Annotated in this window: 11 protein-coding genes; 4 read left to right on the plus strand and 7 right to left on the minus strand. The window is 60.8% G+C overall.

The window, feature by feature from the left end; all coding sequences use genetic code 11:
• Positions 1 to 278: 278 nt before the first annotated feature.
• Together dacB and BLT98_RS26545 are read right to left on the minus strand one after the other, a co-directional pair.
• Entirely contained in the window at positions 279 to 1781 is a 1503-nt protein-coding gene (gene dacB / locus BLT98_RS26540; RefSeq protein WP_092613119.1) for a D-alanyl-D-alanine carboxypeptidase/D-alanyl-D-alanine endopeptidase, read from the minus strand.
• An 8-nt stretch (positions 1782 to 1789) separates the two neighbouring features.
• Positions 1790 to 3028, minus strand: coding sequence for a nucleoside recognition domain-containing protein (locus BLT98_RS26545; RefSeq protein WP_034753725.1), 1239 nt, complete (start codon positions 3026 to 3028; stop codon positions 1790 to 1792).
• Between the two features lie 217 nt (positions 3029 to 3245).
• Between BLT98_RS26545 and BLT98_RS26550 the strand changes: the two genes are divergently transcribed.
• From BLT98_RS26550 to BLT98_RS26565, 4 genes are all read left to right on the plus strand, one after another.
• A complete protein-coding gene (locus BLT98_RS26550) occupies positions 3246 to 5051 on the plus strand; it encodes an ABC transporter substrate-binding protein (RefSeq protein ID WP_092613377.1) in 1806 nt (601 codons plus the stop codon).
• A 220-nt stretch (positions 5052 to 5271) separates the two neighbouring features.
• Complete coding sequence (locus BLT98_RS26555) at positions 5272 to 8025, plus strand: TonB-dependent receptor (RefSeq protein ID WP_034780999.1); 2754 nt, start codon at positions 5272 to 5274, stop codon at positions 8023 to 8025.
• Between the two features lie 89 nt (positions 8026 to 8114).
• Complete coding sequence (locus BLT98_RS26560; protein WP_092613122.1) at positions 8115 to 9194, plus strand: S66 peptidase family protein; 1080 nt, start codon at positions 8115 to 8117, stop codon at positions 9192 to 9194.
• Positions 9195 to 9281: 87 nt separating this feature from the next.
• Positions 9282 to 10175, plus strand: a complete 894-nt coding sequence (locus tag BLT98_RS26565) for a YihY/virulence factor BrkB family protein (RefSeq protein ID WP_034780991.1) — start codon at positions 9282 to 9284, stop codon at positions 10173 to 10175.
• Positions 10176 to 10590: 415 nt separating this feature from the next.
• On the opposite strand, the gene BLT98_RS26570 is transcribed toward BLT98_RS26565, so the two are convergent.
• The 5 genes from BLT98_RS26570 to BLT98_RS26590 form a co-directional block, all read right to left on the minus strand.
• The gene (locus BLT98_RS26570) at positions 10591 to 11718 is read right to left on the minus strand and encodes an acyl-CoA dehydrogenase family protein (RefSeq protein WP_092613125.1); all 1128 of its coding nucleotides are present in this window, start codon (positions 11716 to 11718) and stop codon (positions 10591 to 10593) included.
• Between the two features lie 39 nt (positions 11719 to 11757).
• On the minus strand, positions 11758 to 12426 hold the full coding sequence (locus BLT98_RS26575) for an SDR family oxidoreductase (protein ID WP_092613129.1): 669 nt from the start codon (positions 12424 to 12426) through the stop codon (positions 11758 to 11760).
• A gap of 74 nt (positions 12427 to 12500) precedes the next feature.
• Positions 12501 to 13697, minus strand: coding sequence for an acetyl-CoA C-acyltransferase (locus BLT98_RS26580; RefSeq protein WP_092613132.1), 1197 nt, complete (start codon positions 13695 to 13697; stop codon positions 12501 to 12503).
• Positions 13694 to 15493: a bifunctional isocitrate dehydrogenase kinase/phosphatase gene (gene aceK, locus BLT98_RS26585; RefSeq protein WP_092613135.1), complete on the minus strand. Its 1800-nt coding sequence runs from the start codon at positions 15491 to 15493 to the stop codon at positions 13694 to 13696. Before aceK ends, BLT98_RS26580 begins: the two co-directional genes overlap by 4 nt.
• A 53-nt stretch (positions 15494 to 15546) precedes the next feature.
• Positions 15547 to 16731, minus strand: coding sequence for an isovaleryl-CoA dehydrogenase (locus BLT98_RS26590; RefSeq protein ID WP_070260712.1), 1185 nt, complete (start codon positions 16729 to 16731; stop codon positions 15547 to 15549).
• Positions 16732 to 16741 lie beyond the last annotated feature (10 nt).

The following is a 16741-nucleotide window of genomic DNA, read 5'->3' on the forward strand; positions in this document are numbered from 1 at the left end:
GTGAAACAACTTTGCGCCGATGATAGTGCTGCAACCAGTGTGAAAGTAGGTTATCGTCAGGCTTGTTATTCGCAGTAAGAGAAAAACCCGATCAGCAATGGTCGGGTTTTTTTTCGTCTGGCGGTTTGTGATGGCGAACCCCAAACGAAGGCTGGGGTCAGACCCCCTTGCGCGTTGGCGTCGAATCTGGCGTTAGCGGTGTGGAGGGTCTGACCCCGGCGGTTCGGTTCAGCAGGCGTAAAAAAAAGGCAGCGCTGCGCGCTGCCTTCTTCTTGGTTTTATTGGCCGGTCACTACCGGCGTGGCGCCGCTCCTGGCGACCCATTCAATCAGCGCATCGACCGCTGCGCGGCCATTACCATTGCCCACCAGGTCGCTATTGATCATGGCGACCACCACGCACAGCTGGTTGTTGGCGTCGGGCACATAGCCGGCGATGGCGACGACATTCTTCAACGTTCCCGTCTTGATGCGGGCCCGCGCGGCGGCCGGGCTGTTCAACAGGCGCTTGCGCATGGTGCCGTCCAGCGCGACGATGGGCAGGCTGGACTGGAACTCGGGCGCCCACGGACTTTGCTGCATCGCCTGCAAGACGCCGGCCATTTGCGCTGGCGCAATGCGTCCCGTGCGCGACAAGCCGGAGCCGTTGTCGACCAGCATGCCCTGGGTATCGATATTGTGCCGCTGGAACCATTCCTGAATGACTTGCCGTGCCCGGCTGGCCGTGTCTTCCGGCGCCGCCATGGCGACGGGGCGGCTGCCTAACCAGCCATCGCTCTGCAAACTGCCCAGGCTCAGGAACAAGGTACGGGCCAGGGTGTTGTCGGAGGTCTTGTTGATATCGCGCAAGACCTCGGGCAAGGCACGCGCCACGTGGTCGGCCAGCAAGCGCGTGCCGACGGGTTCGGCCGTTGGCGGCAAACCTGTTGCCGGCGCTTCGCGCACCGTGCCCGTGATCGTGCCGCCCAGGCGTTTCCAGGTGGCACGGAACAAACGGTCCGCATAATCGTTGCGGTCGAGCACGTTGATGCTGGTGGCCTTGCTGCAATTTTGCGGGAAGGTGCCGTGCAGAATCACCTGCAGCTTGCCGTTCGCATCGCGCCGGTATTCGGGCGGGCGCCAGCCGTCTTCCCATCTGGCGCAACTGCCCTTGACCAGTTTCATGTCGCTCGTGATGCTGACATTTTCGAGCGGCGGCTGCATCAGGATGCTCAATTGCCGCTCCGTCGAGCTCATGTTGATATCGAGCAGATTGGTGTTCAGCAATAAGGCATCGGGAATGACGTTGTAGCGGAATTCGGCGGATTCGTCGAACGGTGCTGCGCCGATATCGGGCCGGGCCGGCTGGAACAACTGGCGGTCGAGGATCAAATCACCCTTGATTTTCACGATACCCTGGTTGCGCAGGGTTTGCAGCATGTGTGCGAGTACGTCCGCATTGAAATCCGTGTCGGCGCCGCCGCGCAGGATCAAGTCGCCCTTCAGCACGCCATTGATGACATCGGCGCTGGTGCGCAACTCCGTGCGGCCGCGAAAGATGGGACCCAGCTGCTCCAGGCCTACGGCCGTCGTTACCAGTTTCATGGTGGACGCGGGCTGCATGCTGCGTTCGGCCCCATGCGACAGCACGGTGGCGTTGCCGCGCAAGACGATGGCGCCCATGGCGTCTTCCGGAATATTTGCGCTGCGCAGCAGCAGGCTCACGGATTCGGGCAATTGCGCGTGGGCAGTCGACAGGCCAAGACCCGCCAACAGCGCAGCCATCAGAACAGGACGTAACATGGTGCTCCTTAGTGGAAAAAGACGTAGGCAACGAAGACGGCGGTAATCACGCCAGCCAGATCCGCGATCAGGCCGGCCGTGATGGCATAGCGCGTCTTGCGGATGCCCACCGAGCCGAAGTACAGGGCCACGATATAGAAGGTGGTGTCGGCCGAGCCCTGGAAGACGCAGGCCAGGCGGCCGACGAAGGAGTCGACACCGTAGGTATTCATGGCATCGATCATCATGGCCTTCGAGCCGGAGCCGCTGAGCGGCTTCATCATGGCCGTCGGCAGGGCGGGCACGAAGTCCGTATTGATACCCAGGTTGGCGAAGAACCAGTTCATGCCGCTCATCAGGAAATTGAACACGCCCGCATTGCGGATCACGCTGATGGCTACCAGCATGCCGACCAGGTAGGGAATCACGGTGATCGACGTCTGGATGCCGCCCTTCGCCCCTTCGATAAACGCGTCGTACACGTTCACCTTCTTGCGCAGCGCGCCAATAATAAATATGGCAATCACGCTGATCAATACCAGGTTGCTGACCACTTTGGACACCAGCTCGATTTCCTGTTTCGTCAGGTATTGCGTAAAGTACCAGATCATGGCGACGATGGCGCTCGTCATGCCGCCCATCCAGCCCAGCACGACCCGGTTGAGCAAGTTGATGCGCTGCTTGATGGAGACCGTGATGATGCCGACCATGGTGGCCACATAGGTGGCGATCATGCAGGGGATAAAGATGTCGGACGGGTCTGCCGCGCCGAGGATGGAGCGCTGCGCCATGATGGCCAGCGGAATCAGGGTCAGGCCCGAGGTGTGCAGTACCAAAAACATGATTTGCGCATTCGTCGCCTCTTCCTTGTTCGGGTTCAAGGTTTGCAAGCTTTCCATGGCCTTTAAACCGAACGGCGTGGCCGCATTGTCCAGGCCCAGCAGGTTGGCCGAGAAATTCATCACCATGTGGCCCGTGGCCGGGTGGTCTTTCGGAATTTCCGGGAAGATGCGCGAAAAGAAGGGGGCAATCACTTTCGCCAGCCAGCCGACGATGCCCGCCTTTTCGCCGATGTTCATGATGCCGAGCCATAAGGTCATCACGCCGGCCAGCGGCAGCGCGATATCCATCACGCCCATGCGTGCCGTCTCGAACGTGCCATCGATGATGCGCTTGAAGATATCGGTATCGCCGAGAAACAGCCACTGCAGCACTGCGGCCAGGAAGCCAACGAGGAAAAAGCCGGACCAGATGTAATTAAGTGCCATATGCGATCAGTTCTGTGTGTCGGGAGTGAAAAATGTCTGCAAACAAAGTATAGGGGCAGCCCGATACGAGTTGATGAAAGAATGCAGCAATCGCATGCCAAAAAGTTATAAGCTGGCAGCCTGTTTTCATTGGCGCCCCGTCGCTTGCCCGCGTAGTGTGGGGGATGCCTGTCGCTTAGCGCTGTTCCTTACCTTTGTCTGCACTGGATCACTGATGATGTTTTTACGCAAAACCGCCTGCGCCGCCGGCCTGGCCCTGTTGACGCTTTTGACTGTGCCGGCCCATGCCGCCGCCGATGCCGCCCGCGCCGGCAAGACCCTGCACTTGTTTTTGAGCACCAGCGAGACGGGCCTGGACCCGGCCGTGGCATCGGACCTGGCCAGCCTGAACTTGATGGAAAACATTTTCGACCCGCTCTTGCGCTACGACTATCTGGCGCGCCCGGTGCAGCTGCAGGGCAACACGGCGCGCGGCTTGCCGACGGTGGAAGATGGCGGACGCACGTATATCTTTCACTTGCAGCCCGGCATTTTCTTTACGCCCGATCCCGCCTTCAAGGGCCAGCCGCGCGAAGTGACGGCGCAGGATTATGTGTACAGCCTGACGCGGCTGTATGACCCCAGCCTGAAGTCGCCGTGGTTGTTCTTGCTGGAAGACAAGCTGGTGGGTGATGCGGCCCTGAAAACAAAATTCAGCTATGACACGCCGATCACCGGCTTGCAGGCGTTGGATAAATACACCCTGCGCATCCGCCTGAACGGCGTCGATCCGAACTTCCTGTTTTACCTGGCGATGCCGGCGACAGCGGTGGTGGCGCGCGAAGTGGCTGAAGCGTACCCGGCGGCAGGGCAGATCGGTAATCACCCCGTGGGCACGGGGCCGTTCCTGGTGAAGGAATGGAAGCGCAGCGACAAGATCGTGCTGCAAGCCAACCCTGCCTTCCGTGCCACCGTATTCCATACGGAGGCCAAGGCGCTGGCCGCCTTGCCGGTCGACACGCGCGCCATCGCCACCGCGCTGGAAGGCAAGCAATTACCGCTGGTCGAGCGCATCGAGGTGCGCATCGTCGAGGAATATCAATCGCGCATGCTGGGTTTCCTGAAAGGCGAATTCGATTACCTAGAACAAGTACCGGAGTCGATGACGGATATGGTGCTGGAAAATGGCGCGCTGAAACCGGCATTGCTTGCCAAGGGTCTGCAGCTGACGCGCTTTCCCGTGCTGCAAACGTATTACATGTGGATGAATATGGACGATCCCGTGCTGGGCGGCACGAGCAAGGACAAGCTGGCCCTGCGGCGCGCCATCGCCCTCAGCTACAACAGCCGCGAAGATATCGCGCTGTTGAAAAAGGGGCTGGCCTTGCCGGCGCAATCGCCGCTGCCGCCGAATGTGCTCGGTTACGACAAGCACTACCGCAGCCCCGTCGCCTACGATCCCGTGCTGGCGCGCGCTCTGCTGGACCGCTTCGGCTACAAGGCGGGTCCCGATGGTTTCCGCACCCAGCCGGACGGCACACCCTTGCTGCTCACCATGCACACGGAACCGAGCACGGTGGGACGCTTGCGCGACGAATTGTGGCGCCGCAACCTGAACGCCATCGGCCTGCGCGTGGAATTTAAAAGCGACAAGAAGACGGAAATCATCAAGGCGTCGCGCCTTGGCAAGGTGCAGATGTTCGAAACCAACTGGATCGCCGACTTCCCCGATGGCGATAACTTTATGCAATTGTTGTATGGTGGCAACGTTGGCCGCGCCAACTATGCCCGCTTCAATTTGCCCGATTACAATAAACGCTATGAGGAGGCGCGCCTGCTATCCGATACGCCGCGCCGACGCAGTCTGTACTTCGACCTGTTTCAGCTGATCCACGCTTACACGCCGTGGGTGTTGCTGACGCATCCCATCTCTGCCGACCTGCAGCAACCGTGGCTAAAAAACTACAGGCGCCACCCCGTGGAATTCACGTCTTGGCGCTATCTGGACGTGGATAAAAGCAGGGCTAGCCCCGCAGGCAAGTGACCATGTCACTGAAAAGGGCATTCATTCCAAAAAGTTATGGTTAGGAAAGCATTTTTCATTGGCTGGGCCCGGATGCATCGCGCTACTCTGAAAATGAAAACAAATAAAGTCATGCGCAAATGTCATAAAAAAATGTACTGCGAGACAGACAGTTGCGACGTGAAAAAAACAGCCTGACTTGAGAACTCAAGTTTCGATTGCCCAAATAAAGGAGAGACCCGTGAAATTGAAGAAGCTAGCGCAATTGGTGGCATTGATGGGGGTGGTGGGGCCGGTGATGGCACAGGAAGCGGCGGCACCAGCAATGCAACGGGTCGAAGTCACGGGCAGCAGCATCAAACGCGTCGCCAAGGAAGGCGCGCTGCCGGTGCAAGTCATTTCGTTTGAACAGATCGAAAAGCAGGGCATCACGACAACCGAGCAACTGGTGCGTACCCTGTCGGCGAATGGCACGGGCGCCGATAACATGACTTCGGGCAATAACGTGTTTGGCGCGGATGCCGACAGGGTCAGCGGCGGCGCCTCGTTCGCCTCGCTGCGCGGCCTCGGTCCATCGAGCACCCTGGTGCTGTTGAATGGCCGCCGCATCGCCACGCATGGCGCCAGCGGCAAGTCGGTCGACCTGAACTCCATTCCGCTGGGCGCGATTTCGCGCGTGGAAATTCTCAAGGATGGCGCCTCGGCCATCTACGGCACGGATGCCATCGGCGGCGTGATCAATTTCATTCTGAAAACCAATTACAGCGGCGTGGAAGCGTCCGTTTCCACCAACGACACGCAGGCAGGCGGCGGCGCCACGCGTCGCGCCTCGCTGCTGGCCGGCACGGGCTCGCTGGAAAGCGATCGCTATAACATCATGGCCAGCCTGACCGTCGACAAGGCGCAGCGCCTGAACGGCAGCGACCGCTCCTTCGTCAACGGCTTCCAGCCGGGCCGCGGCCTGTCGCCCGACACCACGGGCACGCCGTTCGCCAACCAGATGGCGGGTGCCGGCACGGCGCTGGGCGCCTCGTTCCAGCTGCCCGGCGACGCGAATAAATACCTGCAAGCCAATCCCCTGAGCTTCCAGGGCAAGTGCGACAGCATCGCCGGCATGTCGCAGTACCAGACGGAGCTGTGGAAAGACGTGACCTCGCCGCTGCGCACCAAGTATTCCTGCGCCTACGACTATGGCGCCGACTATGTGCTGCAATTCCCCGTCGAACGGGCCAATCTGTTGTCGCGCGGTACTTTCCAGCTGGCGCCCGACCACCGCATGTTTGTCGAGGTGCTCGGTTCGCGCACCAAGGCCACGGCCATTTTGACGCCGATGCAGGTGCAGGCGACCGTCGCCAACAAGAATCTGTATCCGGTCGGTGGCGCGTACTACCAGGACCTGTCGGCCTACATTCCCTCGTTCGACAAGACCAAGCCGATTTCCTACAAATGGCGCGCCAATGACGTGGGCAACCGCACGCAGGAAAACACCACCGACAATGCCCGCGTGCTGGTGGGCTTTGAAGGTAACTTTGGCAAGTGGGATTATAAGGCTGGCATTTCGCGCGCCGAAAGCAGCACCAAGACCAAGCTGACGGATGGCTATTCCTATACGGACAAGCTGTACGCGGCATTGGCGACGGGCATCATCAATCCGTGGGTGGGCGCTGGCCAGAGCCAGACGGAAGCGGCCAAGCAATTGATCGAATCGACCAAGTTCCGTGGCGACTTCCAGCACGGCAAGACAACCCTGACGCAGATCGACGGTTCCGTTTCGGGCGAGCTGTTCCAGCTGCCGGCCGGTGCGCTGGCCATGGCAGCCGGTTTTGACTTGCGCCGCGAAGGTTACAGCTTCGGGCAAGATGTCGACGCCATCCAGATCCTGCTGGCGCCAGGTAATGCCGCATTGAAAGATGCCAGCCGTACCGTCAAGGCCGTGTATGCCGAATTGCTGGTGCCGGTCACGAAGGACCTGGAAATGCAGCTGGCCATCCGCCGCGATGACTACAGCCTGGTGGGCGCGACGACGAATCCGAAAGTGGCCTTCCGCTACCAGCCAACCGATTTCCTGCTGTTCCGTGGTTCGGCCAGCAAGGGTTTCCTCGCGCCAAGCTTCCAGCAGCTGTACTCCGGTTCGCTGAGCCAGGAATTGCCGAACGGCGTGATCGACCAGGAAGGCTGCGCCAAGCATCCGGGCGTGCCCGAGTACTGCGCCATCGACCGCCTCGACTACAAGACGGGTGGCAACACGAACCTGAAGCCGGAAACGTCGAAGCAGGGCAGCGTCGGTTTTGTCATCGAGCCCTTCAAGGGATATTCGGCCTCGTTCGACTACTGGGCCATTAATACCAAGGATCGCATCCTGAACCGCACGCCGCAAATCGTGCTGACCAACTACCAGGCACTGAACCAGTACATCCACCGCAATCCGGACGGCACCATCGAGTACGTGCAGGCGGGCTGGATCAATGCGGCAGGCAGCCGCGTGCGTGGGCTGGATGTGGGCTTGCGCGGCGAGGGCAAGATCCAGGACGCGAAATGGACGGCGACCCTGGACGGCACGTATATGGACAGCTTCAAGTTCGCGGAATATCAAGGCCAGGAATACCAGGAACTGGTCGGCAAGTTTTATACGCGCGACCTGTACCTGCGCTGGAAGCACAACGCCAGCTTCGGCGTGTCGCGCGGCGACTGGAGCGGCTTGCTGATCCAGAGTTTTTCGTCGGGCTACAAGGACCAGGTGCCGAATGGCGGCAAGGGTACGCCGCCGCCAGGCTTCAAGCCGGATGTGTCCAGCTACACCACGTATAACTTGTCGGGCACGTACACGGGCTTCAAAAATACGACGATTACCGTGGGTATCCAGAACCTGTTCGACCGCGATCCGCCGTTCACCGCGCACAACGTGGATGAAGTGGTGGGCGCCGGCTGGGACCCGCGCGTAGCCGACCCGCGTGGCCGTTCGCTGTCGTTCCAGCTGAAGTACAAGTTCATGTAAGGCAGCTATGCCGGCGGTGATCCCGCTGGCATGCTAACCTCGTGCGGCGGCGCCTGGCGTCGCCGTTTTTTATTCCAGGAAAGGGCCGCATGTCCAGTCAGACCAATCTCAGCCGGCGCCGCTTCGGCGGCTTGCTGGCCGCCACCCTGGGGGCGGCAGGCACACCGGCGTGGGCGGCGGCCGCGCAAGGGAAGGGCAAACGTATGCAACAGCAACACGCATTGATCAAGCCGGCGCGCCTGCGCGACGGCGACCTGGTCGCTATCATCGCACCGGGTGGTTTTACGGATGAGGAGTCCATCGCCAAGGCCATACGCAATATCGAATCGCTGGGCTTGCGCGCCAGCCTGGGCGCGAATATTCGCGCCGTGCACGGCAACTATGCCGGCACGGTGCAGCAGCGCCTGGACGACCTGCACGCGGCGTTTCGCGATCCGGAAGTCAAGGCCGTCTGGGCCATCCGCGGCGGCTCCGGCTGCATTTCGCTGCTGGCGCTGCTCGACTATGCCTTGATCCGCGCGAATCCGAAAGTGCTGATCGGCTATTCCGACATCACGGCCCTGCACCTGGCCATCGGCCGCCAGACGGGCCTGGTGACGTTCCACGGCCCCGTGGCCTCGTCCACGTTTTCCGATTACACGGTGACGCAGCTGCAAAACGTGCTGATGACGCCGCAAGACAGCTATACGATCCCGATGGCGCTGGACAATCACCGTCGCGCGCAGACGCACGCTAACTTCGCCATCCGCACCGTGCACGGCGGCCAGGCGACGGGGCGCTTGACGGGGGGCAACCTGTGCATGGTCAGCGCGCTGGCGGGCACGCCGTATGCGTCCGATTTCCGCAAGCATATTTTGTTCCTCGAAGAAATCAATGAAGTGCCCTACCGCATCGACCGCATGCTGTGCCAGCTCGACCTGTCCGTGGGGTTCAACAAGGCTGCGGCCTTGATGCTGGGCATCTTCGAGCATTGCGAGGCGGCCGAGGGCGACACCGCGCTGACCCTCGATGCCACCCTGGACCAGCATTTGCAGCCTTTACGCGTGCCGGCTGTCAGCGGCTACTCGTTTGGCCACATCCGCCACCAGTTCACGATACCGATGGGCATATTGGCGACCCTGGATGCGGACCGGCAAACCCTGACCTTGTTGGAGCCGGCCGTCTGCTAGCGTACGGTGCAGCGGGGCGATTGTCAGTATGCTAGTGTGATTGCAGGCGCGGCACGAGGCCGCGCCGCCTTCTTCACCGCACCCGACATGATCAACCGCCACGCCAGTACCTACATCCTCAGCCACCCGCTGGCCTTCACGCTGCAGGTGCTGAAGGGTTTCCGTGCCAACCAGGGCCTGCTGCTGGCGGGTGCCGTCGCGTATTACTCGCTGCTCTCCATCGTGCCCCTGCTGATGCTGGTGGTGGTGGCCCTGTCGCACGTGATCGCGCAGGACGAATTGCTGCAAACCATAGGCCATTACCTGGAATGGCTGGTGCCGGGGCAATCGAAAGCCATCGTGGGCGAGATTGCGCATTTTCTCGACAACCGGGGCGTGATCGGCTGGCTCTTGCTGCTGACCATGCTGTTTTTCAGCTCGCTGGCGTTTACCGTGCTGGAAAACGCCATGAGCGTGATTTTCATTCACCGCGTGGCCATCCGTCGCCGCCATTTCCTCATTTCCGCCGTGCTGCCGTACTGCTACATCCTGTGTCTGGGCGTGGGCATCTTGCTGATCACCCTGGTGGCGGGCGGCTTGCAGGTGATGGGCGAGGAAAGCGTGCGCTTCCTGCGCCATGACTGGGGCCTGGAAGGGGTGTCCGGCGTGCTGCTGTATCTGCTGGGGCTGGCGGGTGAAATCCTGGTGCTCAGCTCGATTTACCTGGTCATGCCGGTCGGCAGATTATCGATCACGCATGCGCTCATCGGCGGCGTGACGGCGGCCCTCTTGTGGGAAATCGCGCGTCACGTGCTGGTCTGGTATTTTTCCACCTTGTCGCAGGTCAACATCGTGTATGGCTCGATGACGACGGCCATCGTCGTCATGTTCAGCCTGGAAATCGGCGCCACCCTGTTGCTGCTGGGCGCGCAAGTGATTTCCGAATACGAAAGAGTGGCCCGTGGCGGGGAAGAGGACAAACCGCTGGCGCTAAGGACCTGATTTAAGGTATGGCTTCAATTCATTATTGCACTGCACAAAAAGCTGTGTTATACTCCGTTCAGTGATTGAGATTTGGCAACAAATTATCTCACCATCCAGTTTCAGCGCGGCGACCGACAGGTGTAATGTCGATGGCGTGACAGTGCGAAGAAATGGATTTTGTAATTCCGGATACGTTGGTCGATTTACACTTGGAGTCACCATGCAGATAGCATGGGAGTCCGAAAATCAGGAGGCACTTTGCAGATAGCACTGGCGTCCATGACACGATTAAAGCATTGGTAATACATTGGAACAAGCCCGCGTTTTAGCGGGCTTTTTTTCGTCCATCGTTGGCAGTCGCTCGGGGTCAGACCCGGCGGGGAAATACGCCCCAATGGGGCGTATTTCGATCACGAAGTGACTGACCCCATTTTTACAAAGCCCGCGCAATCAAAATCTTCTGAATATCGCTGGTCCCCTCGTAAATCTGGCACACGCGCACGTCGCGGTAGATGCGTTCGACGGGGAAGTCGGACACATAGCCGTAGCCGCCGTGCACCTGGATGGCGTCCGAGCACACTTTTTCCGCCATTTCCGACGCAAACAGCTTGGCCATGGCCGCTTCCTTCAGGCACGGCAAGCCTGCATCCTTCATGGCCGCCGCGTGGCGGATCAGCTGGCGCGCCGCTTCAATCTGCGTGGCCATGTCGGCCAGGCGGAATTGCACGGCCTGGTGCTCATAGATGGGCTTGCCGAAACTCTCGCGCTCGCGCGCATAGCTCAGGGCCGCTTCATAGGCGGCGCGCGCCATGCCCACGGCTTGCGAAGCGATGCCGATGCGTCCGCCTTCCAGGCCGGACAGGGCGATCTTGTAGCCTTGTCCTTCTTCGCCGATCAGATTTTCCGCCGGGATGCGGCAATTCTCGAACAGGATCTGCGCCGTGTCCGACGAATGCTGGCCCATCTTCTGTTCCAGTCCCGCCACGATGTAGCCGGGCGTGTTCGTCGGCACCCAGAAGGCGCTGATGCCGCGCTTGCCGGCAGCCTTGTCGGTGACGGCCATGACGATGGCCACGTCCGCATATTTTCCGCTGGTAATGAATTGCTTGGTGCCGTTGATGACGTATTCATTGCCGTCAAGCGTGGCCGTCGTGCGCAGGGCCGAGGCGTCGCTGCCCGTGTGCGGTTCCGTCAGGCAAAATGCGCCCAGCATGGCGCCTTGCGCCAGTGGACGCAGCCATTGTTCCTTTTGCGCATCGTTGGCGTACATCATGGCGATGCTGCACACGGGACAATTATTCACTGAAATGATGGTGGACGTGCCGCCATCGCCGGCGGCGATTTCTTCCAGCACCAGGGCCAGCGACACGTAGTCGAGGCCGGCGCCACCGAGCGCTTCCGGCACGGCCACGCCAAAGGCGCCCAGCGCGGCCAGTTCCTGCAATTCTTCTTTCGGGAAATGATGTTCCTTGTCCCAGCGGGCCGCGTTGGGCGCCAGGCGCTCGCGCGAAAAACTGCGCAGCGCTTCCTGGATCATGGTCTGTTCTTCATTGAGTATCATGGGACGTCGTCTCGTATTTTTTTATAGTGGATGCGGGAATTACCAGCCGATGGGCTTGCCATCGTAGTTGCGGAACACGGCCTTGTCCGTGGCCGGCAGGCTGGCCAGGGTGGCGCGGATGCCGGCAGCGCTTTGCTCGGGTGAAATATCGGCGCCGGCGCCGCCCATGTCCGTGCGCACCCAGCCCGGGTGGAAAGCCACGCAGCTGACGCCTTGCGGGCCATGCACGAGGGCTGTGTCGATCAGCACGGAATTCAGGGCCGCCTTGCTGGCGCGGTACAGCGAACCGCTGGGATTGCCCCGCTCGCTCAGGGAACCCATGTGCGAGGACAGCACGGCCAGCTTGCCTTTCGCGTTGGCCACCAGCGGCGCGAGGATCGGCAGCAGCCGCATGGCCGCCAGCACGTTCGTGTGCATGACGAGGTCGAAATCGGCTTGCGCGGGGAAACCGTCGTGGCGGGGGCCGTACACGCCCGCGTTGAGGATGGCCACGTCGAGCTTTTCATCGTCGAGCTTCCAGCCCATGCCGGCACAGCCTTCCACGTCCGTCACGTCGAGCTGGTGCGCTTCCGCGCCCAGTTGCGCGAGGGCGTCGCAAGCGTCCGGTGTGCGGGCCGTGGCGATGACACGCCAGCCATCGTGGCGGTATTGACGGACGAGCTCGTGGCCGATGCCGCGCGAGGCGCCGATGATCAATGCGGTAGGCATATGTTTTCTCCCTGAAAATAAAATGAAAGGGCGCGCACCGTGAACTGCGGTGCGCGCCCGTGCTCAGGAAGAGCTTATACCAGTTCGATCGCCATCGCCGTCGCTTCGCCGCCGCCGATGCACAGGGCTGCCACGCCGCGTTTGCCGCCGGTTTTTTTCAAGGCGCCCAGCAGGGTGACGATGATGCGCGCGCCTGAGGCGCCGATCGGGTGGCCCAGCGCGCACGCGCCGCCGTGGATGTTGATCTTGCTGTGCGGAATGTCGAGGTCGTGCATGGCGGCCATCGGTACGGCCGCGAACGCTTCATTGATCTCGAACAAGTCGACATTGCTGCTGCTCCATCCCGTCTTGGCGTACAGCTTTTTCACCGCGCCGATGGGGGCCGTGGTGAATTCGTTCGGCGCCTGCGCATGCGTGGCGTGGCCGTGGATTTTGGCGATGACGGTGCAGCCGAATTTTTTCGCCGTCGATTCGCGCATCAGCACCAGGGCTGCCGCGCCATCGTTGATCGACGAAGACGAGGCGGCCGTGATGGTGCCATCCTTCTTGAAGGCCGCCTTCAAGGTCGGGATTTTTTCCAGACGGGCCTTTTGCGGGCCTTCATCGATGCTGACGACGGTGTCGCCGCCACGGCCGGACACGGTCACGGGCACGATTTCCCACTCGAAACTGCCATCCTTGGTTGCCGCTTGCGCGCGTTTGACGGATTCGATGGCAAACGCATCCTGCGCTTCGCGCGTGAACTGGTACTGGCTGGCGCACTCTTCGGCAAACGTGCCCATCGAGCGGGCATTGCCCTTTTCATCGCGGCTGTAGGCGTCTTCCAGGCCATCCATCATCATGTGGTCATAGATCATGCCGTGGCCGATGCGGTAGCCGCCGCGCGCCTTTGGCACCAGGTAGGGGGCGTTGGTCATCGATTCCATGCCGCCCGCCACCACCACGTCGGCGCTGCCGGCGAGCAAGGTGTCGTGCGCGAACATGGTCGTCTGCATGGCCGAGCCGCACATTTTCGACAGGGTCACGGCGCCCGTGGAATCGGGCAAGCCAGCCTTGCGCAAGGCTTGGCGCGCGGGCGCCTGGCCCTGGCCAGCCATCAGGCAATTGCCGAAATACACGTGTTCAACGGCATCCGGCGCCACGCCGGCCCGTTCGACGGCGGCGCGGATGGCCACGGCGCCCAGGTCGCTGGCGGTGACGTTGGCAAAGTCGCCCTGGAAGGCGCCCATGGGGGTGCGCGCGGCACCGACGATTACGACTGGATCATTCATGTTGGATCTCCGGTTAAGGGTGGGGATGGTGACTGCATACAAAAACGCAGGTGCTGCGGATAAGGGAAGACGTCCTCGATATGGCCGTCTTCGATGCGCTGCTTGCGCGCCTGCCAATATTGCGCCGTCAGCAGGTCGGCATGGTGCTGCATGAAATAGGTGCGAATGCGGGGATTGCCCAGCAGGAAGGTGCCGAATTGTTCGGGAAACACATCATTCTTGCCGATGGGATACCACGGTTCGGCCGACATTTCTTCCTCCTCCGTGCGCGCTTCAGGGATGACGCGGAACTGGCAATCGGTGATGTACTCGATTTCATCGTAATCGTAAAAAACGACACGCTGATGACGGGTCACGCCAAAGTTTTTATACAGCATGTCGCCAGGGAAAATATTTGCCGCCACCAACTCCTTGATGGCGTTGCCGTACTCGACGATGGCGTGTTCGACCAGGTCATCGCGGCCTTCCTTCTCGGCATTGCTCAGCCACATGTTCAGCGGCACCATGCGCCGCTCGATGTACAGGTGGCGGATGATGATCTGCTCGTGGTCTTCTTCGATCAGCGAGGGGGCGAACTGTTTCAGCTCGGCCAGCAATTCCTCGGCAAAACGGGCGCGGGGAAAGGCCACGTTGGAATACTCGAGCGTGTCGGCCATGCGGCCCACCCTGTCGTGGTGTTTCACCAGCAAATACTTTTGCTGGACTTGCGCGCGCGTCGTTTCCTTGGGCGGCGGGAAGAAATCCTTGATGACCTTGAAGACATACGGAAACGACGGCAGGGCAAACACCAGCATCACCAGGCCGCGGATGCCGGGCGCGCTTTCAAAGTGGTCCGACGAGTGTTTCAAATGCTGCAGGTAGTCGCGGTAAAACAGCGTCTTGCCCTGTTTTTGCAGGCCCAGTATCGTATAGATTTCGCTGCGCGGCTTGCGCGGCAGCAAGCTGCGCAGGAATTGCACATAGGCCGATGGCACTTCCATATCGACCAGGAAATAGGCACGCGTAAACGAAAACAGCACGGCGATCTGCTGGTGCTCGAACAGCACCGTGTCAAGTACCAGCTTGCCGTGGCGGTTGTGCAGGATCGGCACGACAAACGGGTATTCGCGGTTGCCGTTGATGCCCTTGCCGACCAGGTAGGCGCCCTTGTTGCGGTAGAACAAGCTGGTCAGGACCTGGATCTGGTGGTTCGGTTCCAGCCGGTCGCCGCCAAACAATTGCTGCAGGCGCGCTTCCACCTGGGCCACATCACGCTCCAGGTTGGCAAATGCGCAGCCCAGCTGGAAGTCCGTCACCATGCGCGTCAGGGTGTGGCGCAAGCCATCCTGGCCGGGGTAATACACGCGGTAGGTGGGGGCCGGGTCTTGCGTTTCGATGTATTCCGTGGACACGACGGGGCGCACGAAAATATAGTCGTTATTGAAATACGTGCGGTGCAGGATGTTGCAGCAGACGGAGTTGAAGAAGGTTTCCGCCAGTTCCGGCTGCTTGTGTTCCGTCAGCATGCCGATGTAGTGCAGCTTTAGTTCGCGCCACACTTCGTCGCTCAACTCCGACTCTTCGTACTCGTCTTCGAGCATCTGCACGCATTCCTGCACGCGCTTGTCATAAAAGTCGATGCGTTCGCGGGCCGCCGTCTGCGCCGCAGCCCAGGCGCCCTGCTCGAAATACTGCTTGGCGTGCTGGCTGGTTTCGCGGAACAAACGGTAATGCTTGTCGAAGCCGTCGCGGATGGTGCGCGCGATATCGAATGCAATCTGGGAAGAGAGCAATTTGGGGAAGGCAATGTGCGTCATATCTGTGCTCGCATGAATAGCTCATCACCCAGTCGATAATCGCGCGCCCGTACTTACTTGGTTTCCGCAAACAGTTCGCGGCCTATCAGCATGCGGCGGATTTCGCTGGTCCCGGCGCCGATTTCATACAGCTTGGCATCGCGCCACAAGCGGCCGGCCGGATACTCATTGATGTAGCCGTTGCCGCCCAGGGCCTGGATCGCTTCGCCTGCCATCCACGTTGCCTTCTCCGCACTATACAGAATGGCGCCGGCCGCATCCTTGCGCAGCTGGCGCACGGCTTCCGGCGTGGTGGCGCGGTCGCAAGCCTGGCCGACGGCGTACACATACGCCTTGCACGCCATCATGGTCGAATACATATCGGCCAGTTTGCCCTGCATCAATTGGAATTCGCCGATGGGCTGGCCGAATTGCTTGCGGTCATGCACGTAGGGAACGACCAGGTCCATGCAAGCCTGCATGATGCCCAGCGGGCCGCCGGACAGCACGGTGCGCTCAAAGTCGAGGCCCGACATCAGCACGTTGACGCCCTTGCCCAGGCCGCCCAGCACGTTTTCGGCCGGTACTTCGCAATCTTGGAATACCAGTTCGCCCGTGTGCGAGCCGCGCATGCCCAGCTTGTCGAGTTTTTGCGCGATGGAAAAGCCCTTGAAGTTCTTTTCGATCAGGAACGCCGTCATGCCGCGCGGACCCGCTTCCAGGTCGTTTTTCGCGTACACCACCAGCACGTCCGCGTCGGGGCCGTTGGTGATCCACATCTTGGTGCCGTTCAAGACCCAGCGGTCGCCCTTGAAGTCGGCGCGCAGCTTCATGCTGACGACGTCCGAGCCCGCATTCGGTTCCGACATGGCCAGGGCGCCGATGTGCTCGCCCGTGATCAGTTTCGGCAGGTATTTGGCTTTTTGCTCGGCCGTGCCGTTGCGCTTGATCTGGTTGACGCACAGGTTCGAGTGGGCGCCGTAGGACAGGCCGACGGAGGCCGAGGCGCGCGAGATCTCTTCCATGGCGATGATGTGCGCCAGGTAGCCCATGCCGGCGCCGCCGTATTCTTCGCTGACGGTGATGCCGAGCAAGCCCATGTCGCCCATCTTGCGCCACAGGTCCATGGGGAACTGGTCCGTGCGGTCGATTTCGGCCGCGCGCGGCGCGATTTCGGCAGCGGCAAATTGTTGGATCGCTTCGCGCAGGGAGGCGATGTCGTCGCCGTGGTCAAAGGTCAAGCCTGGGAGATGGAGCATGTCGTCCTCG

Origin of the sequence: Janthinobacterium sp. YR213 (genome assembly GCF_900099875.1) — a bacterium.
In the GTDB taxonomy this organism is placed as follows: Bacteria; Pseudomonadota; Gammaproteobacteria; order Burkholderiales; family Burkholderiaceae_D; genus Janthinobacterium; species Janthinobacterium lividum.